This is a genomic window from Sphingobium sp. AP50 (assembly GCF_900109095.1).
Lineage (GTDB): Bacteria > Pseudomonadota > Alphaproteobacteria > Sphingomonadales > Sphingomonadaceae > Sphingobium.
In genome coordinates, this window is sequence record NZ_FNYZ01000002.1 from 184,627 (window position 1) to 205,363 (window position 20,737).

At 64.5% G+C, this 20,737-nt stretch carries 23 protein-coding genes; 17 read left to right on the plus strand and 6 right to left on the minus strand.

Annotated features, from left to right (window positions below):
- Positions 1–100 precede the first annotated feature (100 nt).
- Complete coding sequence (gene yihA, locus BMY84_RS06815; RefSeq protein ID WP_093082735.1) at positions 101–748, plus strand: ribosome biogenesis GTP-binding protein YihA/YsxC; 648 nt, start codon at positions 101–103, stop codon at positions 746–748.
- Positions 749–752: 4 nt separating this feature from the next.
- Positions 753–1,055: an alkylphosphonate utilization protein gene (locus BMY84_RS06820; protein WP_093082234.1), complete on the plus strand. Its 303-nt coding sequence runs from the start codon at positions 753–755 to the stop codon at positions 1,053–1,055.
- 219 nt (positions 1,056–1,274) lie between these two features.
- Here BMY84_RS06820 and BMY84_RS06825 read toward each other — a convergent pair whose 3' ends face one another.
- Positions 1,275–1,826: a 2'-5' RNA ligase family protein gene (locus BMY84_RS06825; protein WP_093082236.1), complete on the minus strand. Its 552-nt coding sequence runs from the start codon at positions 1,824–1,826 to the stop codon at positions 1,275–1,277.
- A gap of 124 nt (positions 1,827–1,950) precedes the next feature.
- Here BMY84_RS06825 and BMY84_RS06830 point away from each other — a divergent pair, with 124 nt between their 5' ends.
- The 4 genes from BMY84_RS06830 (at position 1,951) to BMY84_RS06845 (ending at position 5,093) form a co-directional block, all read left to right on the plus strand.
- The gene (locus BMY84_RS06830; RefSeq protein WP_093082239.1) at positions 1,951–2,397 is read left to right on the plus strand and encodes a pyridoxamine 5'-phosphate oxidase family protein; all 447 of its coding nucleotides are present in this window, start codon (positions 1,951–1,953) and stop codon (positions 2,395–2,397) included.
- Between the two features lies 1 nt (position 2,398).
- Complete coding sequence (locus BMY84_RS06835) at positions 2,399–2,794, plus strand: DoxX family protein (protein WP_093082241.1); 396 nt, start codon at positions 2,399–2,401, stop codon at positions 2,792–2,794.
- Positions 2,795–2,859: 65 nt separating this feature from the next.
- Positions 2,860–4,911 (plus strand): carbon starvation CstA family protein, encoded by a 2,052-nt coding sequence (locus BMY84_RS06840; protein WP_093082244.1) that lies wholly within the window; start codon positions 2,860–2,862, stop codon positions 4,909–4,911.
- The gene (locus tag BMY84_RS06845; RefSeq protein WP_093082246.1) at positions 4,908–5,093 is read left to right on the plus strand and encodes a YbdD/YjiX family protein; all 186 of its coding nucleotides are present in this window, start codon (positions 4,908–4,910) and stop codon (positions 5,091–5,093) included. Before BMY84_RS06840 ends, BMY84_RS06845 begins: the two co-directional genes overlap by 4 nt.
- Positions 5,094–5,489: 396 nt before the next feature.
- On the opposite strand, the gene BMY84_RS06850 is transcribed toward BMY84_RS06845, so the two are convergent.
- The gene (locus BMY84_RS06850) at positions 5,490–6,407 is read right to left on the minus strand and encodes an XdhC family protein (protein WP_093082249.1); all 918 of its coding nucleotides are present in this window, start codon (positions 6,405–6,407) and stop codon (positions 5,490–5,492) included.
- Positions 6,408–6,449: 42 nt separating this feature from the next.
- Complete coding sequence (locus tag BMY84_RS06855) at positions 6,450–7,118, minus strand: S24 family peptidase (RefSeq protein ID WP_093082252.1); 669 nt, start codon at positions 7,116–7,118, stop codon at positions 6,450–6,452.
- Between the two features lie 115 nt (positions 7,119–7,233).
- Between BMY84_RS06855 and BMY84_RS06860 the strand changes: the two genes are divergently transcribed.
- A complete protein-coding gene (locus BMY84_RS06860; protein WP_093014315.1) occupies positions 7,234–7,419 on the plus strand; it encodes a hypothetical protein in 186 nt (61 codons plus the stop codon).
- Positions 7,416–7,787 (plus strand): hypothetical protein, encoded by a 372-nt coding sequence (locus BMY84_RS06865; protein WP_093082254.1) that lies wholly within the window; start codon positions 7,416–7,418, stop codon positions 7,785–7,787. The genes BMY84_RS06860 and BMY84_RS06865 overlap by 4 nt, the downstream gene beginning before the upstream one ends.
- Before the next feature lie 8 nt (positions 7,788–7,795).
- Here BMY84_RS06865 and BMY84_RS06870 read toward each other — a convergent pair whose 3' ends face one another.
- Positions 7,796–8,743, minus strand: coding sequence for a hypothetical protein (locus BMY84_RS06870; protein WP_177203930.1), 948 nt, complete (start codon positions 8,741–8,743; stop codon positions 7,796–7,798).
- Positions 8,744–8,798: 55 nt separating this feature from the next.
- On the minus strand, positions 8,799–10,025 hold the full coding sequence (locus BMY84_RS06875) for a TIGR04063 family PEP-CTERM/XrtA system glycosyltransferase (RefSeq protein WP_093082257.1): 1,227 nt from the start codon (positions 10,023–10,025) through the stop codon (positions 8,799–8,801).
- Between the two features lie 106 nt (positions 10,026–10,131).
- Between BMY84_RS06875 and BMY84_RS29675 the strand changes: the two genes are divergently transcribed.
- From BMY84_RS29675 to BMY84_RS06915, 9 genes are all read left to right on the plus strand, one after another.
- Positions 10,132–10,278, plus strand: coding sequence for a hypothetical protein (locus BMY84_RS29675; RefSeq protein WP_177184959.1), 147 nt, complete (start codon positions 10,132–10,134; stop codon positions 10,276–10,278).
- Positions 10,271–11,635 (plus strand): putative O-glycosylation ligase, exosortase A system-associated, encoded by a 1,365-nt coding sequence (locus BMY84_RS06880; RefSeq protein WP_093082259.1) that lies wholly within the window; start codon positions 10,271–10,273, stop codon positions 11,633–11,635. The genes BMY84_RS29675 and BMY84_RS06880 overlap by 8 nt, the downstream gene beginning before the upstream one ends.
- Positions 11,632–12,309, plus strand: coding sequence for a hypothetical protein (locus BMY84_RS06885; protein ID WP_093082262.1), 678 nt, complete (start codon positions 11,632–11,634; stop codon positions 12,307–12,309). The genes BMY84_RS06880 and BMY84_RS06885 overlap by 4 nt, the downstream gene beginning before the upstream one ends.
- A 45-nt stretch (positions 12,310–12,354) precedes the next feature.
- Positions 12,355–13,362: a DNA topoisomerase IB gene (locus BMY84_RS06890; RefSeq protein WP_093082265.1), complete on the plus strand. Its 1,008-nt coding sequence runs from the start codon at positions 12,355–12,357 to the stop codon at positions 13,360–13,362.
- 30 nt (positions 13,363–13,392) lie between these two features.
- On the plus strand, positions 13,393–14,550 hold the full coding sequence (locus tag BMY84_RS06895) for a mechanosensitive ion channel family protein (protein ID WP_093082267.1): 1,158 nt from the start codon (positions 13,393–13,395) through the stop codon (positions 14,548–14,550).
- A gap of 85 nt (positions 14,551–14,635) precedes the next feature.
- Entirely contained in the window at positions 14,636–15,481 is an 846-nt protein-coding gene (sseA, locus tag BMY84_RS06900) for a 3-mercaptopyruvate sulfurtransferase (protein WP_093082270.1), read from the plus strand.
- Positions 15,478–16,698, plus strand: a complete 1,221-nt coding sequence (gene metC, locus BMY84_RS06905; protein ID WP_093082272.1) for a cystathionine beta-lyase — start codon at positions 15,478–15,480, stop codon at positions 16,696–16,698. The genes sseA and metC overlap by 4 nt, the downstream gene beginning before the upstream one ends.
- Positions 16,664–17,956 (plus strand): mechanosensitive ion channel family protein, encoded by a 1,293-nt coding sequence (locus BMY84_RS06910; RefSeq protein WP_371262406.1) that lies wholly within the window; start codon positions 16,664–16,666, stop codon positions 17,954–17,956. Before metC ends, BMY84_RS06910 begins: the two co-directional genes overlap by 35 nt.
- Before the next feature lie 382 nt (positions 17,957–18,338).
- Positions 18,339–19,079: a TorF family putative porin gene (locus BMY84_RS06915; RefSeq protein ID WP_093082275.1), complete on the plus strand. Its 741-nt coding sequence runs from the start codon at positions 18,339–18,341 to the stop codon at positions 19,077–19,079.
- 69 nt (positions 19,080–19,148) lie between these two features.
- Here BMY84_RS06915 and BMY84_RS06920 read toward each other — a convergent pair whose 3' ends face one another.
- On the minus strand, positions 19,149–20,732 hold the full coding sequence (locus BMY84_RS06920; protein ID WP_093082277.1) for a Na+/H+ antiporter: 1,584 nt from the start codon (positions 20,730–20,732) through the stop codon (positions 19,149–19,151).
- Positions 20,733–20,737 lie beyond the last annotated feature (5 nt).

Below are 20,737 nucleotides of genomic sequence, written 5' to 3' on the forward strand. Positions count from 1 at the left end.
AAGGTGAAGTCGAAGTCCCGTATCGAAGCATGGCGAGATGCCCTTCGATACGCCGCTTCGACTTCGCTCAGCGGCTACTCAGGGCGAACGGAGAATGAATGTGAACGAACAAGACAATGCGGAACTGATCGAGGAAGCGCGCAAGCTCTTCGCCGGTCCGATCACCTTCCTGAAATCCGCGCCGACGCTGGATTTCCTGCCCGATATGGACGTGAATGAGGTCGCCTTTGCCGGGCGATCCAATGTGGGCAAATCCTCGCTGCTGAATGCGCTGACCAACCGCAACAGCCTGGCCCGCACGTCCAACACGCCCGGCCGCACGCAGGAACTCAACTTCTTCGACGTGGGCGATCCGCTGCGCTTCCGGCTGGTCGACATGCCGGGCTATGGCTATGCCAAGGCGCCCAAGGACATCGTGCGCAAATGGAAGTTCCTGGTGAACGACTATCTGCGCGGGCGCGCCGCGTTGAAGCGGGCGCTGGTGCTGATCGACAGCCGCCACGGCATCAAGGATGTCGACAATGACATGCTGGACATGCTGGATGGCGCGGCAGTGAGTTATCGCATCGTCCTGACCAAGAGCGACAAGATCAAGGCCAGCGAACTGGCGGCCGTAACGCAGAAGACGGCTGACGCGATCCGCAAGCGCCCCGCTGCCCATCCCGAGATCATCGCCACGTCGAGCGAAAAAGGCATGGGCATCCCGGAACTGCGCGCCGCGGTTCTGGAAGCCGTCAGTCAGGGATAAGCGCATGGCCGATGACGATTATGTCTATGACGAAGCCAGCGGCGAGTGGATCAGCGCGGCGGATGCGGCGGAACGTGCTGGCGCGGACGGTGCCGTGGAAGTGCGCGATTCGGTGGGCAATCTGCTGGCCGATGGCGATCAGGTGACGCTGATCAAGGATCTGACCGTCAAGGGCGCGGGCCAGACGCTGAAGCGCGGCACGCTGATCAAGGCGATCCGGCTGACCGGCGATAGCCAAGAAATCGACTGCAAATATGACGGCATCAAGGGCCTGGTGCTGCGCGCGGAGTTTGTGCGCAAGCGGTGAGGCCAAAGGCGGACCTTGTTCCCCCTCCCGCAGGCGGGAGGGGGTTAGGGCGTGGGCCTGCGCAACGTTGCAAATGCCCACCCCGCTGCGACTAAATTCACTTCGCTCATTAAGTCTCGCCGCCCTTGGCCGGAGTCACGTGCCTCCGGCCAACGCTTGCGGTAGGGGCTACAAAAATGGGACGTCACCTACTCCCCAAAGCCCCCATCACCCCCTGCATCAAAACAAACTATATTGCGCGCTGCCCTGTAGCTTCCAGGTGCCGACGACATCGTGGCGGGTGCGTCCGACATGGCTGCATAGCAGCACCAGTTCCTCGACCCGCCAGCCAAAGCCGTCGATGCGGCGCTGGGCCGGGGGGCCGTCGCGGTAGAAGAGAGTCTGGTGCGGGCTGAAGCTCCAGTCGTCGCGGGGCGGGGCGGCCGACCGCTTCAGGGCCTCGGCCACCTGTCGCTGTAGCCGGACCAGCGGCGCGTTGTTGCGCGAAGGGCGCAGCGCCGCCGACCGGCCGCCATAGCTCAGCCGATCGAGCAGCAGATCGAACGGATCGGCCATGATCTGTGTGGCGGCCGCCCGCAGCGATTCGATCCGGTCATGGGGATAAGTCGGCATGTCGGCCATGATGCCCAGCGTCACATGCTGATGCGCGGGCAGGATGCGATCCGCGCCGCCCGCCAGTATCTCCGCATAATGATCGATCCGGCGCGCGACCACGGGCGGCGGCTTGACCGCGAAGAACAGGCGATAGGTTGGTGCGGCCCGACGGCCCATAGGATCAGTCCCGAATCACTTTACATGTTCCTGATATGTTCTATTCCCTTTGGTGTCGATGGCCGATGGAACCCGAATCGCCCTATCCTGCGTTAAGAGCGCACAGAGGAAAGGAGTGAGGCATATGGTGCACCACACGATCGCCAGCCTGTCCGAGAAGATGCAGCATATCGATTTCGCGATGCTGTCTACCCATACGGAGGATGGTCATATCGGCGCCCGGCCGATGAGCAACAATCAGGATGTCGCCCATGGCGGCGATAGCTATTATTTCACCACCGAAGACGCATTGATGGTGCGGGACATAGAGCGCGACCCGCGGGTCAGCCTGTCCTTCCATGGCAAATCCGGCCTGTTCGGGCAGCGGCCGCTATTCATCGCGCTGGAGGGGCGGGCGGACCTGATCCGTGACCGCGCCAAGTTCGATGCGCACTGGAACCCTGATCTGGAACTTTGGTTCGCGCAAGGAGCCGATACGCCGGGACTGGTGATGATCCATGTCCATGCCGAGCGCGCCCATTATTGGGACGGGCAGGATGAAGGCGAACTGGAAATCGACGTGATGCACTGAAATGGCGCGCGGCCGGACCATCGCGCGCTGGGTGTTGGCGGCCGCCTATCTGGTGGCGGGCATCGCGCATCTGACCCGGCCAGCGGGCTTCGTGGCGATTACACCCGGCTGGGTGCCGGAACCGCAGATGGTGGTCGCGCTGACCGGCATCGCCGAACTGGCGGGCGCGGCGGGTCTGATGATCCCGCGCCTGCGCCGGGCGGCAGGATGGGGGCTGGCGCTCTATGCGCTGTGCGTCTGGCCGGCCAATATCAATCATGCGCTGAACGACATTCCCCTGGGCGGGGTGCATCTGAGCTGGTGGTATCATGGCCCCCGGCTGGCGTTGCAGCCGGTCATCATCTGGTGGGCGCTATGGGCCAGCGGCATTACGGATTGGCCGTTCCGCCGCCGCTAACCGGTTGTGTTTCGGGCTTGGGGGCTTAGGGTGCGCGCTTCCCCTAACGACCTTACGGAGCGCGCGTGACCCGGCATATTCCATGGATCATCCTTGCCCTGCTGGGTGCGGCGTCGCTGGCCGTGGTGGCGGTATCGCGTGGCGAGACTGTCAATGCGTTGTGGATCGTGGTCGCGGCGGTGAGCAGCTTCCTGGTCGCCTATCGCTATTATGCGCTCTATATCGCGCGCCATGTGATGCGGCTCGATCCCGCGCGGCCGACCCCGGCGATCCGGCGGGCCGATGGGCTGGACTATGTGGCGACCGACCGCAGCGTATTGTTCGGCCATCATTTCGCGGCAATTGCCGGTGCGGGGCCGCTCGTGGGGCCGGTACTGGCGGCGCAGATGGGCTATCTGCCCGGCACGCTGTGGATCATCTTCGGCGTGGTGCTGGCGGGCGCGGTGCAGGACTTCATGGTTCTTTTCATCTCCATGCGGCGCGACGGGAAGTCGTTGGGTGAGCTGATCCGCATGGAAATGGGGCAGGTCGCGGGGACGATCGCGCTGTTCGGCGCCTTCATGATCATGGTCATCATTCTGGCCGTACTGGCGCTGATCGTGGTGAAGGCGCTGGCGGAAAGCCCGTGGGGCATGTTCACCGTTGCCGCGACCGTGCCGCTGGCCATGGCGATGGGCGCCTATACGCGCTGGATACGGCCGGGGCGGATCGGGGAAGTCTCGATTCTTGGCCTGATCGGCCTGCTTGCCGCGATCGTCTATGGGCAGGCGGTATCGCTGTCGCCGGTCTGGGGGCCGGCCTTCACCTTCACGCCGGTACAGCTTTGCTGGATATTGATCGGCTATGGCGCGGTCGCCTCCGTCCTGCCGGTCTGGCTGCTGCTGGCGCCGCGCGATTATCTGTCGACCTTCCTGAAAATCGGGGCGATCGCAGCGCTGGCGATCGGCATCGTCATCATGGCGCCGCCCTTGAAGATGCCGGCGCTGACCCAATTCGTCGGCGGCAACGGCCCGGTCTGGTCGGGCGGCCTCTTCCCCTTCCTGTTCATCACCATCGCCTGCGGGGCGGTGTCCGGTTTCCATGCGCTGATTTCCAGCGGCACCACGCCCAAGCTGATCGCCAGCGAAGCCCATGCGCCGATGATCGGCTATGGCGCGATGCTGATGGAGGCGTTCGTGGCGATCATGGCGCTGGTCGGCGCGTCGATCCTGGACCCCGGCATCTATTTCACCATGAACAGCCCGGCCGCGCTGATCGGCACCGATCCGGCGAGCGCGTCGGCCGCCGTCACCGCCATGGGCTTCCCCATCTCGTCCGACCTGATCGCGCAAACGGCCAAGGATGTCGGCGAACATACGATCATCAGCCGGGCGGGTGGCGCGCCGACGCTGGCGGTGGCGATGGCGGAAATCTTCAGCCATGTTGTCGGTGGCCCGGCGATGAAGGCCTTCTGGTATCATTTCGCCATCCTGTTCGAGGCTTTGTTCATCCTGACGGCCGTCGATGCGGGCACGCGGGCCGGGCGGTTCATGTTGCAGGATCTGATCGCGCTGGCCGTGCCCGCCTTCAAGGAAACGAAGAGCCATGTTCCCGGCATATTGGCGACGGGCCTGTGTGTCGCGGCCTGGGGCTTCTTCCTTTATCAGGGGGTGACCGATCCGCTGGGCGGGGTGAATACGCTGTGGCCGGTGTTCGGCATTTCCAACCAGATGCTGGCGGCGATCGCGCTGATGCTGGGCACCGCCGTCCTGTTCCGGATGAAGCGGGACCGGTTCGCCTGGGTGACGATCGTGCCGGCGGCCTGGCTGCTAATCTGCACCCTGTCGGCCGGGTGGCTGAAGCTGTTTTCCGCCGATCCCAAGGTCGGGTTCCTGGCCCATGCCCGCATTTTCAGCAAGGCGGCGACCGAGGATCATGTCGTCCTGGCCCCGGCTAAATCCATGGCGGAGATGCAGCGGATCATCTTCAACGACATGGTGGACGCCGCGCTGGTCGCGCTGTTCCTGGCGGTGGTGCTGTCGATCCTGTTCTTCACGGTGAAGACCTGCCTTGCCGCGCGCCGGATCGCCGCGCCGACCGCGCGGGAAATTCCCGCGCAACTGGTGCCGGCGGAATGAGGGCAATGCTGGCCACATTCGTCCGCACCGCTCGGCTGATGGTCGGGCTGCCCGACTATGACGCCTATCTGCGGCACATGGCGGCGCATCATCCCGATCAATCGCCGATGGACCGGACGCAATTTTTTCGGAACCGGCAGGAAGCCCGCTATGGCGGCAAGAATGGCGGACGCTGTTGTTGAAAAGGGCCGGATAACAAGATGTTGGTGGCTTTCATCAAGTAATGCCACTGACATCTGACGCGATATTTCGTAATATTACATATGTAAAATCCCGTCCTGCGACAGGAAATTTCACATATACGTCATTTGGGGTATTGATCCTTCGTGGCGCTTTGCTACGGCGCCCCGGTCCTTTGTGCCCGACAGCGTAAGGGATATGCCCCCTGCCCGTCCCTTGCGGCAGGGGGCATTCGACATTCAGCCCTGACGGGCTGCAAATGGCGAATTTCCGCGCTTCCGGTGCTCACCTACTTTTAGTACGCTTCGTTGAAACGAGGTACGTGACTCGTTTCAAGGGTCGCGAAAATCCACCATTTTCGCTCCGTCATCATCTGAATGTCGATCGACCCTGCTTATTCAAACTTTGGCGTTGAAGCCCGCGACCATGCCCGCGGTGATCGACAGGGCGATTTCCGCCGGGCCGATCGCGCCGATATCCAGTCCGGCGGGTCCATCGATTCGCGCCAGATCGTCGGGTGAAAATCCCATTGCCCCCAGTCGCGTGAGGCGCGCCGCATGGCTTTTGCGCGATCCCAGCGCGGCAATATAGCCGGTCGGCGCGCGCAGGGCGGCAGCCAGCGCAGGATCGTCAATCTTGATGTCGTGGCTGAGCGTCACCACCGCGGTCGATTCGCCGGGATGATGGGCCGCGACCGCTTCGTCGGGCCAGCGATCGTCCAGCAAGACGCCCGGAAAGCGTTCCGGCGTTAAAAAGCGGCCGCGCGGATCGATCACGACCGGGGTTACGCCAATGGCCTGCGCGAGGGGCACCAGACTCTGTGCAATCTGCACCGCGCCGACGATCAGCAAGCGGCGGGGCGGATCATAGCGGTTGGCGAACCCATCGGCCCCTTCCCCTTCGCGAGTCTGACCGCTGACCAGATCGGTCATCAGCGTCAGCGCCCGGCCCTTCCCGCTTTCGTCCGCGATACGGGCGAAGAGATGCGGCGCGAAGCCATGTTCCGCGACCGGTTGCACCAGTACGGCGATCTCGCCACCGCAGGGCAGGCCGACTTCCCATGCATCGCCATCGGCCACGCCATAGGTCTGAACATGGGCGGGCCGCCCGGCGATCACCTCGGCGGCGCGTTGCAGCACGTCGGTTTCGACGCAGCCGCCCGAAATACTGCCTTCCAGCCGGCCATCGCGATGCACCAGCATATGGCTGCCGCGCGGACGGGGGGCCGATCCCCAGGTGGAAATCACCGTCGCCAGCGCCATGGGCGCACCCTGCCATTCCATCGCCTTGCGGATCACGGCGCCATTATCGTTCAAAGCCAACTCCCTGTGTATGGCCATAGCATCCCATCCGACCTGTCAGTGCAAGCGTCGTCCGGTCCAGACGACCCGGCCGACAATATCCACCAGCGCGGGATCGATATCAGCCCAGTCGGGATAATGCGGATTGTCGCTGACCACGCTGAACCGACCGCGCAGCGGCCCCATGGCGATCCGCTTGACCATCAGGACCGCGTCCAGCCGCAGCACATAGACGCCGTCGCGCAACCGATCGGCATCGTCATCATGATCGACCATGATGTCGTCGCCGTCATTGAGCGTCGGCGCCATCGATTCGCCATCGACCCGGATGATCGAGACGCGCTGGGGCCGGACGCCCAGATGGCGCAGCCAGCGCGCGTCGAAGGCCATAGCGCCCGACGCCCGTTCATCATCGTCCAGCGTGCCGCCGCCCGCCGACGCGCCCAGCGCGAGCCGGGGCACCGCGACCACGGCAGGCAGCCCGCGCATCCGCACCGGAGCCGCCCTGTCCGTCGCGCTACCGCCCAGCATCTGTTCCGCAACGCCGAAATAGCGGGCCAGGATGCGGCGATCCTCCTCATCCAGCTTGCGCGGCGAGCCACGCTTGATGAACTGCTGGATATAGGCCGGGTTGCGGCCGATCAGCCGGGACAGATCGGCATAATTTTCCCCCCGATCGGCAATTAGCCGGTCCAGCGCCATGCGGGCATCGTACGATTCATCCATAGCACATCCATATTGATAGGAATTTTCCTAGACAAGTAGGAAATTGGCAGAGAGATAGGAATTTACCTACTGACTCGCGCGGGGCGAGTCGCCCAATCGAGGGAGACGAAGGCAGATGCTGTTGCGCACTATCGAACGATTCCTGCACGAATTTCAGATGCCGCCCACCCGCTTTGGCCGCGAATGCGTGCGCGATCCACGGCTGGTCTTCGACCTGCGGATGGGCCGCGAACCGGGCGATCGCGTGAAAAGACGTGTAGAACATTTCATGAACAATTATCGCAGGAGCATCGGCCGATGACAAGGGCTCATCATGGATTCGGGTCGAGCAATCTGGTCCGAAACAAGGATATCGCCGATCGCAGGGGCGATCCCCTGCCCCAGTTTCTGGAACAGTTGCTGACGCGGGCGGGCATGCCGACGACGATCGAACGGGCGAACAGCCGGCCATGGGCCAGCGCCCTGTTCGAAGGACGCCGCCATGTCATTCGGCTGCGATTTGCGGGGGGCGACTATGCGGCCAGAGTCGACAATTTCGTCACCGGCATCGAGTCGGCGGAATGGACCCTATCGGGCCATTTCGTCGCCGACATCAGCATAGATGACGGGCTGATCGAGACGGACAGCGTCTGGCTGGAACTGTCCGCGCTGACGATCGAGGATTGGTGAGAGCCGGATCAGCGGCGACCGGCCAGGTTGCGCAGCGCGCCGAGCGCTGCGCGCAGGGCTTCGTCCGTATCCTGTTCCACGGCACCGCGCACGGGCACAGCCGGCGGCACGGCCATGTCGGCCAGAACGCCAGCGGAGTCGACCGACGGCACCGTGGCGCGGTTGCGCAAAGCGAGGCCGCGCTCCAGCCGGTCGGTCAATTGCGCGACGGACAGACCCTGCGTCGGCTGGCGCAGCGGCAACGGCGCCAGCTTCGGCTCGACCGGTTGCGGAGCCGTTGCGACGACATCTTCGAAATCAGGCTCAAAGCTATCCTCGACCGGGGCGGCGAAGACCTGTTCGGGTTCGACAGCCCGTTCGGGTTCTACATAGGTCTGGACCGGGCGCAGGAAGGCGGGCTGCGGCGCCGGGGCCTCAACATCGGGAAGCGGCGCCTCCGGCCGTGCGAAGGTCGCGGACGGGAGCAGCGATTCGGCTTCCGGTTCGCGGTTCACCACCAGAGGACGGCGCGCCGATTCGGGGCGCGCAAAAATTTCGACACCGTCAAAATCGCGGCTGGCGAAGATGGGCGGGCGGGGCGGCGCATCGGGGTGGGCATCGGCCCGGCGCAGCGATGGCAGGTCGACACCGGCATCGGGCATAGCGCGGCCCCGCGCCAATGCTGTCAGCTTTGAGAAGGCGAAACCCATAGTCTTTGCTCCCTGGACGCGAGGGGCGCGTCCCTTCCCAATCTCTTCATCCGCCGCGCCTTCCGGCGCTTTGCGGGTCATTCCGATCAGCCCTGCCGCCATCAGGCCGGCAAAAGCTGCCACCACCAGCCGCGCATTCATCCCCAAAGGCGGGGCGGCGGCCGGAAAAGCCTCACTAAAGCCGCTGGATGCCACGATCGTTTCGATCAGGCCCACCGGCATCAGCAACGTCAGCAGCGCGACGGCGATTCCGCCCAGCGCCACCATGGCCTTACCTCTCCCGTTCCGAACGCCTGTCGCCACCTGTGTTTCCACATCCTGTTCAGGCGGCTGCCCGCGTTCGGATCGAGCGCGCCAGCAACTGCTGGTAAACGGGTTCGTAACGCAAAATGTTTGACGACCAGTTACGATCGCGCTCGACGAAGGCGCGTGCGACGGCGCGGCGCGCATCCCATCCGGCACGATCGGCGAACAGGCCAGCGAGCGATTCGGCAATCGCAGCGGGGTCGTCCGGCGCGAACAAAGTGCCGGTCACGCCGTCCTCGATCAGTTCGCGATGACCGCCCACGCTGGACGCAGCGACCAGTCGCCCCTGCGCCATCGCCTCCAGCGGCTTGAGCGGGGTGACGAGATCGGTGAGGCGCATCGCCTTGCGCGGATAGGCCAGCACATCGACCTGCGCATAATAATGTTCGACCTGATCATGCGGCACCCGGCCGACGAAGACGATATGGTCGGTGAAGGGAGAAGCCAGTGCCTGATCCCGCAGCGCCTGTTCCATCGGCCCCCCGCCGACCAGCAGCAGCTTTGCCTTGGGACGGGCGCGCACGAGTCGCGGCATGGCGGCGATCAGATCGTCCAGCCCCTCATAATCATAGAAGCTGCCGATGAAGCCGACGACATCGGCGCCCTCCAGCCCCAGCTTCGCGGTCAGCGCCGGATCGCGCGGCACCGGCGTTCCGAACTGGTCCATGTCGACACCATTGGGCGACACGATGATCTTGTTCGCATCGATACCCCGCGCGATCAGATCGCCGCGCAGCCCTTCGCAGATGACCGCCACGGCGTCAGCATTGCGCACGGCATGGGTTTCAAGCTGCCGGGTCAGCCAGTAGCGCGGGCTGCCTTCGGTCCCGGTGCCGTTGCCGACCGCCGCATCCTCCCAGAAAGCGCGGATTTCGTAGATCATCGGGATGCCGTGCCGCTTGGCCACGCGCTGGGCGGCAATGGCATTGAGCACCGGCGAATGGGCGTGGATCACGTCCGGCCGCCATTGCCGCACCAGCGCGTCGATTGCATCGGCATGGGCCGAAATGTCGCGCCATTCGCGCAGCACCGCATTGCCGGTGGCCGGTTCGCCGGGTGTGCGATGAAAAATGAGGCCATCGACCTCCTCCTGCAAAGGCCCCGCCGCGCTGTGGCGGCGGCCGGTGATGCCGCGGACCTGCCACCCCTTGGCGATCTGCGCGCGCAGAATCGCCCGGGTGCGGAACGTATAGCCGCTGTGCATCGGAAGACTGTGGTCCAGCACATGGAGAATATGAGTCATAGCCTGCCTTGTGTGACTCAAAAGGTTTAACGGCCCGTCAACTCTGTATCGCTAGGAGAAAGGCCGTGCGCACCCTAACCCAGCCCTTCGCGATGATCGACGCCCAATGATCGATGCCTTATCCCTGCTGGTCAGCCATGGCGCAATCCTGCTGGCTGCGTGGCGGTTGCTGCCGCGCGCGGACCTGGACCGCGATCCCGATCCGCAGGGGCCGGGCGCCCCCGATTCGCCGGAGTCGCGCGCCGATGCGTGACCTGTTCTTCGTCGCCTTCCTTGGCCTCTTCTTCCTGATGGGGTTCCGTCGGCCGTTCCTGCTGGTCGCGGTTTATGCCTATATCGATATCGTATCGCCCCAGCGCCTGTCCTATGTGCTGCTGAACAGCATCCCCATTTCCTTCATCGCCTTTGCCGCGATGGTCGGCGCCTGGCTGCTGGTGGACGATAAGAAGGATTGCCGATTCTCCGCGCGGCAGGGGCTGATGCTGCTGCTGGTCGCCTGGTGCGGTTACACCACGCTGACCGCCGATTTCCCGGTCGAGGCGATGACCAAGTGGAACTGGGTGTGGAAAGCGATCATCGCGGGCGTGTTCCTGCCGCTGGTGCTGCGCACACGCCTGCGAATCGAGGCGCTGATCGTGTTCATGATCCTGTGCGCCAGTACCATCATCATCAATGGCGGCATGAAGACCGCGCTGTCGGGCGGCGGCTATGGCGTGCTGAACCTGATGGTGGAGAATAATAGCGGCCTGTATGAAGGCAGCATCATCAGTTGCGTCGCCATCGCGCTGATCCCGCTGATCCTGTGGGTTTGTACCCATGGCACCATCTTCCCGCGCGACTGGAAGGTGAAGCTCTTCTGTTACTGCCTGTGCCTGGCCTGCATGCTGATGCCGGTCGGCACGGAAGCGCGCACCGGACTGGTCTGTCTGGTCATCCTGGCGGGCATGATGCTGCTGCGGTCGAAGAAGAAGTTCGTCTATGGCCCGCTGATGGCGCTGGCGGCGCTGGCCGCCATCCCCTTCCTGCCGGCCAGCTTCACCCAGCGCATGGGGACGATCGAAAATCATCAGGGCGACGAAAGCGCCTCCACGCGAGTCGCGGTGTGGATGTGGACGCTCGACTATGTGAAGACGCATCCGGGTGGCGGCGGCTTCGACAATTATCTCCAGAACAGTTTCACCTATTTCGCCCAGAGCACGATCACCGACGCTGACGGCAGCCGGGTCGAGCGCCGGCTCGTCACCGACAAGGGGCGTGCCTATCACAGCGCCTATTTCGAGCTGCTGGGCGAACAGGGCTATTTCGGTTTCGCCATCTGGGCGCTGATTCACTTCATCTGCTTCATTCGCACCGAAGCCATCCGCCGCACCTATCGCAAGCGTGACGGACCGGATGAGGCGTGGATCGCACCGCTCGCGATCGCGCTGCAACAAGGACATATAATATACATGATCGGGTCGCTGTTCGTGGGTATCGCTTATCAACCCTTCATCTTCATGATGCTGGCCCTGCAAATCGGGCTGGACACCTATCTGACACGCAAGCGCAAGGATGCGGCGCGCGCGCAACTGGGCGCGGCGCTCGCCGCGCAGCGCGGATTGCCGGCATGAGCGGCGAATTGCGTGCGCTGGGGCTGGCGCACGGGCTGATATTGGGCCTGCTGCTCGCCTCTCCACTGGTTGCGCCGGGCCTGTTGCCATGGGGCGTGGACGCACTGCTGCTGGTGGGCGGATTTCAGTTGCGGCTGGCCGACCGGCGCTTTGCGCTGCGGGGTGAGGCGAAGGACTGGATCAGCCATATATTGATGGCGCCGACCCGGCTGCTGCGCTGGGGGGCGACGGCCGTGGTCGCCCTGATCGCGGGGGACATGGGGCTGGCGCAGACCATAGCACTGGCGGCGATCGTGTGCGAACTGGTCGCCTATCCGCTCTGCACATTGTTGCTGGGGCAGCGTGGCCTGCGCTGGAGCACGGGCGCGCTGATCCTGTTGCTGGTCGCGATCGGCGTGATGGCGCGCAATCCGGCGCATCCGATCCTGTGCTTCCTGATCGGCGTCACCGCCTGCATGGTGTGGCTGCGCGGTCCCGATGGAGAGCCGCGCGCGCTGGCGCTGGCGCTGGGCGGCGGCGCAGCGGCGACGCTGACCTTGCTGGTGCCCGGCGCCCTGCCCTTTGCCGCGCCGATCATCACCGTCTGTGCGACATGGGTGCTGGCGCATCTGTCGGTGCTGCGCCGCCGCCCCCTGCCCTGGCGTCTAGGCACGCCGCCGATCCGGGTCCGGTAGGAACGAAGCGATGCATCAGGGGTTTTGCGCCATGAGAAGGATAATATGGCGCAATCCCCCATCGTCCATGCGGACGATAGCATTCCCGGCATCACGCGGCGCGCGCTGAAACGCGGCTGGGCCTATCGGGATGCCGATGGCAGGCGCATCACCGATCGCGACGAGATCGACCGGCTGAATGCCATCGCCCTGCCGCCCGCCTATCGCGACTGCTGGTTCTGTCCGTCGCCCTACGGCCATATTCAGGCGATCGGCTATGACGACCGGGGCCGCAAACAATATCGCTATCATCCCGACTTCCGCGCCGCGCGGGAGGCAGAGAAATATGCCGGCTGCCCCGATTTCGGCCGCGCCCTGCCGAAATTGCGCGAGCAACTGGAAATCGACCTGTCGCAGCGCGGCCTGCGCAAGGATCGCACCATTGCGGTGGTCATCCGTCTGCTCGATCTGGCGAAGCTGCGGGTGGGCAATGAACATTATGCCACCACCAACAAAAGCTTCGGCGCGACCACGCTGCGTCGCCGCCATTATGACCTGAACGGCAAATCGCTGACGCTGCGCTACCGCGCCAAGTCTGGCAAGCAGCAGCAACTGACCGTGACCGACAGCCGCCTGCTGCGATTCGTGCGGCAGGTGCAGGATCTGCCGGGCCAGCATCTGTTCCAATATCTGGACGAGGATGGCGAAGCGCGGCCGATCTGTTCCAGCGACGTCAACGCCTATATCGCGCAGGCCATGGGCGCGCCCTTCACTGCCAAGCATTTCCGCACATGGGGGGCTTCGGCCATCGCCTTCGAAACGCTGGCGGCTCAACATGTCAGCCTGAAGCAGATGATCGATCCGGTGGCGCAAGCGCTGGGCAACACGCCCGCGATCAGCCGCAAAAGCTACATCCACCCCGCCCTGATCGCGCTTTGCCGTGAAGGGCAGGATGAATGGCGCGCGGGGCTTCGCCTGCCGCGCCGAACCCGCTATCTATCCCGCACGGAACGCGGCCTGATCGCCTTCCTCGATTCCATCGCCGATTGCGCCCCGCTTGCAGCGGCGGCCTGAAACGGTTTCCAAACTCCAGACAGGACAGGCATGGCCAGCAAGAAAGACCCCGCCCTTCCCGATATCGACGTGACCCCGCCCAACCTTGCCGAAATGTGGCATTCCACCGTGCACTGGTTCCAGCTTCACTATCTCCAGATCCTGATTGCGGTGGGCGCGGGGACGCTGATCTACCTTGCGCTTGCCGCCCTGCGGGAATTTGGCAAGCGGCATAAGGGCCATAGCGGCGATCCGCTGGGCTATACCAATGTGCTGGGCCGCGCCGCCGCACGCACTACCCAATTTTTCATGATGATGATCGCTGCCCGGCTGGTCGTGGGCTATGCCGATGCGCCGGTGTCGCTGGCCAAGACAGTCGGCTTCCTGTTCACCATCGCAACCGTGTTGCAGGCCGCCATCTGGGCGCGGGAAATCATCCTGGGCCTGATCGAGCGCAAGACGCTGGCCGAGGATGGCGGTGGCGAGACGCTGGCCAATGCCATGGGCCTGATCCGTGTGCTGGTCAGCTTCGCGCTGTTCGCCATCGCGGCGATCGTGGTGCTGGACAATCTGGGCGTCAACGTCACCGGTCTGGTCGCGGGCCTTGGCATTGGCGGTATCGCCATCGGTCTGGCGGCGCAGGGCATCTTTTCCGACCTGTTTGCGGCGCTGTCGATCATCTTCGACAAGCCGTTCCGCCGGGGCGAGATCATCACCTATGACCAGACCACGGCGCGGGTGGAGAAGATCGGCCTCAAGAGCACGCGGCTGCGCGCGATGAGCGGCGAGAAGAAGGTGATGTCCAACGCCAATCTGCTCCAGAAGGAAATTACCAGCCTTCAGACGCTGATCCAGCGGCGCGTCACCTTTGCCATCGGCATCGTCTACCAGACGCCGGAGGACAAGGCGGAGGCGATTCCCGCCATCCTCCAGAAGATCGTCGAGGCGGAAGGATTCCTGTTCGTGCATGCCGGGATGGTGCGTTTCGGCGCCAGTTCGCTGGATTATGAGCTGAGCTTCGACGTGCCGGACCCGGACACGCACGACTATTTCCAGTCGCGCCACCGCATGGGACTGGCCATCTGGAAGGCGTTCAATGCCGAGGGGATCGAATTCGCCTATCCTTCGCAGACGACCTTCACCGCTGCGCCGGACGGGCGGCTGGTCATGCCCTATGCCGAACCGGCGCCGGCGGTGGAGCCGCGGTAATCTTGCCTTTCGATTTGGTCCCGCGAATAGGTTGCGGGGCCAAGTCGCGCTTTAATCGAAGGCGGGCAGGCCCTAAGAGGTCTGCATGAGCATTTTCATTTCCACCGATGCCCTAGCCAGCGCACTGGGTGAACCCGGTCTGCGCATAGTGGACGCCACGCTGTTCCTGCCCGGCACGCCGCGGGACGCGCGCGCGGAATATGAGGCCGGTCATATTCCCGGCGCCGCCTTCCTCGATCTCGACACGCTGGCCGATCCGAGCGATCCCGCGCCGCACAGCCTGCCGACCGACGATGCCATGACGCAGCGGGTGCAGGCGCTGGGCATCGACGCCGACAGCCGCATCATCCTGTATGACAACAGTCCGATCCGCAGCGCCGCGCGCGCATGGTGGATGATGCGCCTCTATGGCGTGGGCGCGTCCGCCGCGATCCTGGATGGCGGGCTGCCCAAATGGCTGGCGGAAGGCCGCGCGACGGAAAGCGGCGCGGCGACGCCCGCTCCCGGCACTGCGACCGCCCGGATCGACCGCGCGCAGGTGCGCAGCAAGTCGGACATGCTGGCCAATCTGGCAAGTGGCGAGAGCCAGATGCTGGACGCGCGCGGCGCGGGCCGCTTCACCGGCACCGAAGCGGAGCCGCGCCCCGGCATGGCGTCCGGCCATATCCCCGGATCGCGCAACCTGCCTTATTCGTCGCTGTTCGCCGCCGACAACAGCATGAAGTCGTCCGAGGAACTGCGCGCACTCTATGAAGGCGTGGGCATCGACCTTGATCGACCGGTCATCACCACCTGTGGCAGCGGCGTCACCGCCGCGATCCTGCTCGCCGGCCTTGAGACACTCGGTGCGACCGACGTCAGCCTCTATGACGGCAGCTGGGCCGAATGGGGTTTCGACCCGGCGACACCCAAGGCGACAGGCGCAGCATGAGCATTCCCAATGATCGCAAGCCGCTGACCAAGCTGGCACAGGCCGGACGCAGGCCGGAATGGACGGGGATGCCGGGGCAACCCGGCGGCATCGTCAGCCCGCCGGTCTGGCGCGCGTCGACCATCCTCTATGACGATGTCGCCCATCTGCGGAAGGCGGCGGGCAGCAGCACGCATGAGCGGCTCTTCTATGGGCGCAAAGGCACGCCGACCGCCTGGAGCCTGGCCGATGCGCTCACCGAAATGGAGCCGGGCGCGGAAGGGACGATGCTCTATCCGTCGGGTGTCGCGGCGATCGCCTGCGCGCTGATGGCGGTGCTGAAACCCGGCGACCGGCTGCTGATGGTCGACAGCGCCTATGACCCGACCCGCAATTTCTGCGAGCAGATGCTCCGCCCCCAAGGCATCGAGACGATCTATTATGATCCGACCGATGTCACCGCGCTCGACGCCCATCTGGCAAGCGGGCCGATCCGCGCGATCTTCCTCGAAAGCCCCGGCAGCCTGACCTTCGAGGTGCAGGATATTCCCGCGATCACCCGCTGGGCGAAAGCCAACGGGGTCGTCACCCTGCTCGACAATACATGGGCGACGCCGCTCTATTTCCCGGCGATGGCGCATGGCGTGGATATCGCCCTGCTCGCCTGCACCAAATATATTGTCGGCCATTCGGACGTGATGATGGGCAGCGCAACGGCCAATGCGGAATGGTTCGGCAAGCTGCGCCAGACCGCCTATCTGTTCGGGCAGATGGTCAGCCCCGACGATGCCTGGCTGGCGGCGCGGGGCCTACGCACGCTGGGCGTGCGGCTAAAACAGCATCAGGACAGCTCGGTCACGATCGCGCATTGGCTGAAAGCGCAGCCGGACGTCGCCCGCGTGCTGCATCCGGCGCTGCCGGACTGCCCCGGCCATGCGCTGTGGCAACGGGATTTCAGCGGCTCCACCGGCCTGTTCAGCTTCATCCTGAAGGGGGGCGATGAGAAAGCGCGGGCCGCCCTGATCGATGGTCTCGCCCATTTCGGCATCGGCTATAGCTGGGGCGGCTTCGAAAGCCTGGCCCTGCCGGTCGATCCGGCCCGTTATCGCAGCGCCACGAACTGGGCGGCGGAGGGGCCGGCGGTGCGCCTGCATATTGGCCTGGAAGATACGGCCGATCTGATCGCGGACCTCGACGCGGGGCTTGCCCGCTTCCGCGCGATCCGCGACGCGGGCTGATGCGGTGACGCCGGGCCTGACCGACCTGATCGCCCGCCTGCCCGGCGACCCGGACCTGATCCAGCCGCTGGTGGCGCTGGTGCTGGCCATCTTCCTCTATGCCACGGCCTGGGGCCTTGCCCGGCTGGTCGCGCCGCGCCTGCGCCGTCGCCTGCCGCCGCTGGGCGATGCGCTGGCGGGCCATGTCCGCGCCATCACCCGCCATGGGCTGGCTGCCGGCCTGCTGCTGCTGGGCCTCATCTTCTTTCCGGAAGGGTCGCTGGGGCATCTGGTGATGGGCATCGTGCTGGGCGGCGCGGTGGCGCTGCTTGCCACCCATTTGCTGCGCGGGCTGGCCATACCGCGCTGGGCGGTGGTGCCGCTGGCACTGATCCTGTTCATCCTGATCGTGTCGGGCAGCGGCGGCGGCATTGCGCCGGTGGGCGAGATGCTGGACCGGGTCGGCGTGACGCTGGGCAAGCGGCGCATCACCCTGCTGGGCCTGTTGTCGATCGCCGCCACCTGTGTCGCCCTGTTCGCCGCCGTGCGCCTTGCCAACCAGATCATCGGCCGGTCGATCCAGAAGGCCAGCGGCTTCGACCCGACGCAGAAATTGCTGGCGCAGAAGCTGGCGGCGATCACCGTGATCGTCGCCGCCTTCTTCATCGGCGTCGATTTGCTGTCGATCGACCTGACCGCCTTTGCCGTCTTTTCCGGCGCGCTGGGCCTCGCCATCGGTTTCGGCCTGCAAAAGACCATCGGCAATCTGATCGCCGGCATCATCCTGCTGATGGACCGATCGATCAAGCCGGGCGACGTGATCGTGGTGGGCGACAGTTTCGGCTGGGTGAACAAGATCGGCGTGCGCGCCGTCAGCGTGCTGACCCGCGACGGCAAGGAACATCTGATTCCCAACGAGAATCTGATGACGCAGGAGGTGGAGAACTGGTCCTATTCCGACCGGAACGTCCGCGTCCGCATCCCGGTGGGCATCGCCTTCGACAGCGACCTGCCGCTTGCGCAGAAACTGATGTTGCAGGCCGCGCAGGAGAGCCCCCGCGTGCTGGCCAACCCCAAGCCCAATGTCTGGCTGACCGCCTTTGGCGAAAGCCGCGTCGAACATGATATATTGGTGTGGATCAGCGACCCCGAAGGCGGCGTCGGCAATGTGAAGTCGGACGTGTTGGGCCGCGTGTGGCAATTATTCCGCGATCATGGCGTCACCATTCCCTATCCGCAGCGCGTCATCCACCGCGCCCCGGAAACAGACCAGCCATAAAGCGTGAGGACGAGAATCTGAATCGTCATTGCAAGCGCGGCGAAGCAATCCACGGCGCACCAGTGGATTGCTTCGCTGCGCTCGCAATGACGGCGTGAATCAGAGCAAAGCCATCACAGCCTAATCAAGATTTCCCATGAATCCCTGGCGTCGGGTCGACTTTAGTCGAGGACGACTGATGCGTCGCGCCTGATTTTGTTGCAGTCCAGCAACATTACGGCAGTAAAAGACACCAATCGGCAATAAAATCTTGTGCGGCGCAATGCGGAAGGGCATTTCCAAACGCGTTGAGGCAGCCGACCCATCCCGAGCGGGGGAGCATAGAGGAAGGCGCCTGAACGCAGGCGGGACGATCGCAGAACCATCATCAAGGGGAATCCCCATGCGTAAGTCCATCATCGGCCTCTCGGCCATTGCTCTCGCTGCCTTCTCGGCGCCCGCCATGGCGCAGGACGAACCGGCGCCCGAGCTGACCGTCACCGGCAATGCCGCGGTCGTCACCGATTATCGCTTCCGTGGCATCTCGCAGACGAACAAGAAGATCGCGTTGCAGGGCGGCATCACCGTCAGCCACAGCTCGGGCTTCTATGTCTCGACCTGGGGCAGCTCGATCGACGATTATATCGCGGCCGGATCGGATCAGGAACTCGACCTGATCGGCGGCTACACGACCACCGTCGGCGCAGCGACGATCGACGTCGGCGTCCTCTATTATTACTATCCGGGCAATGCGGGCGCGAACACCGACTTCGTCGAGCCCTATGCATCGGTCAAGGGCACGTTCGGCCCCGCCACCGCGAAGCTGACCGTCAACTACGCCCCCAAGGCGAAGGCGCTGACCGTCGGCAATGGCAAGGAAGATAATCTGTACGTCGCGGGTGACCTGTCGGCCTCGATCCCCAACACTCCGCTGGGCGTGTCGGCGCATCTGGGCCACAGCTTCGGCCCCAGCTATCTGACGATCGGCAAGGAATATACCGACTGGAATCTCGGCGCGACCTATACCTGGGGTCATCTGACCTTCGGCGTATCCTATGTCGACACCGACAAGTCGCTCTACACGACTGCCGGTCACAATGTCAGCAAGGCCGGCGTCGTGGGTTCGATCACCGCCGCTTTCTGATTTGAATAACCCTTCTGGGGGTGGAGAAGGCCGCATGCTCCTGCCGGAGCATGCGGCCTTTGCCTTTTCTCAGGCCTTGGCCGACAGAGCGCTCAGTTCCTCCAGATCAAGGTCGCGCTCCAGTTCCTGCAACGTCTCCTCGTCTATGTCGCCATTGCGGTGGAGGCGCAGCAGTTCGATCCGGCCTGCTGCTACGGCTTTGAGGATCAGGTCGAAATGCGCGTGAAGCTGGTCGGCGAAATCCGCCTCCTGCCCGGCATAGGCGGTCGATATGCTGGCATGGCGGGTATAGCGATCGAGCAGGCGCGGATGCTGAAGCGCGCCTTCGCCATCATAGGCATGGACTTCCACCACGCGGAGTTGCGCCTGCGCCATGGCGGCCTCCGCCTCGCTCATCGTCATGCGGGGCCTGTCGGCTTCGGGTTCCTCCAGCCGCACCAGCCGGATCACCGCGCCCAGCGTCGTCCCCTGAATCAGCACCGTGCCGAAGATCACGGCAAAGGCCGTCACCAGAATGAAGTCGCGACCGGGGAAGCCTTCGGGCACGCTGAGCGCCACCGCCAGCGTCACCACGCCGCGCATCCCGGCCCAGCCCAGCACCGTGGCTGCGCGGGCGCCGATCGGCGTATAGCGGCGCACACCCATCGCGCGGATCAGGCGGATGACGCCGTCCGATCCGAACACCCACAGGAAGCGCGCCGCCGTCAGCGCGATCAGGATCGCCAGCACCGGCCCGGTCATTTCCGCCAGCACCACATCGAAACCGCCGACGCGGTCGATCACGCCACGCAGCGACGATCCGATCAGCAGGAAGACGAACGCCTCCATCAGGAAGATCATCACCGCCCAGAAGGATGTGCCGTTCATCCGGACTTCGGCCGAAAAGACGACATGCTGATACCAGCCGCAGATAAGGCCGGTGGTGACGGTGGCGATCACGCCCGAAAGATGGCCGCTTTCCGCCAGCAGATAGGAGGCCCAAGGCGCCAGCAGAGACGAGGCGATCATCAGATATTTGTCGTCCAGCCGGGGCGCGAGCAGCACCCAGGCGGCACCCACCGCCGCGCCGACCAGCGCGCCGCCGATCGCCAGCAGCGCGAAACTTTCCAGCGCGTCGACCATGCTGAACGCGCCGGTCACGCCCGCTGCCACGGCGAAGCGGAAGAGGACGAGGCCGCTGGCGTCGTTGAACAGGCTTTCGCCCTCCAGCAGGATCGACAGGCGCCGGGGCAGGCGCACATTCTGAAGCACGGCGCGGGCCGACACGGCGTCTGGCGGCGCGACGATCGCGCCCAGCGCGGCGCAGGCGGCCCAGGGGAGCGAGGGCACCAGCATATGCGCCACCACCGCGATCACCGCCGTGGTGAAGACCACCGCACCGACCGCCAGCGCGATGATCCCCAGCATATGGCGATGTAGGTGGCGCAGCGCGATGAACCACGCCCCATCCATCAGCAGCGGTGGCAGGAAGATGACCAGCACCAGTTCGGGATCGAGCGAGATCACCGGCAGACCGGGCAGGAAGGCGAACAGCCCACCCCCGGCCAGCAGCGCCACGGCGGGCGGCAGGCCCAGTTTGTGCGCAGCAAAATGCAGCAGGATGATTGCCAGCAGCATGGCGATCACCAGTTCGAATAATTGCATCGATTCCATGTCGG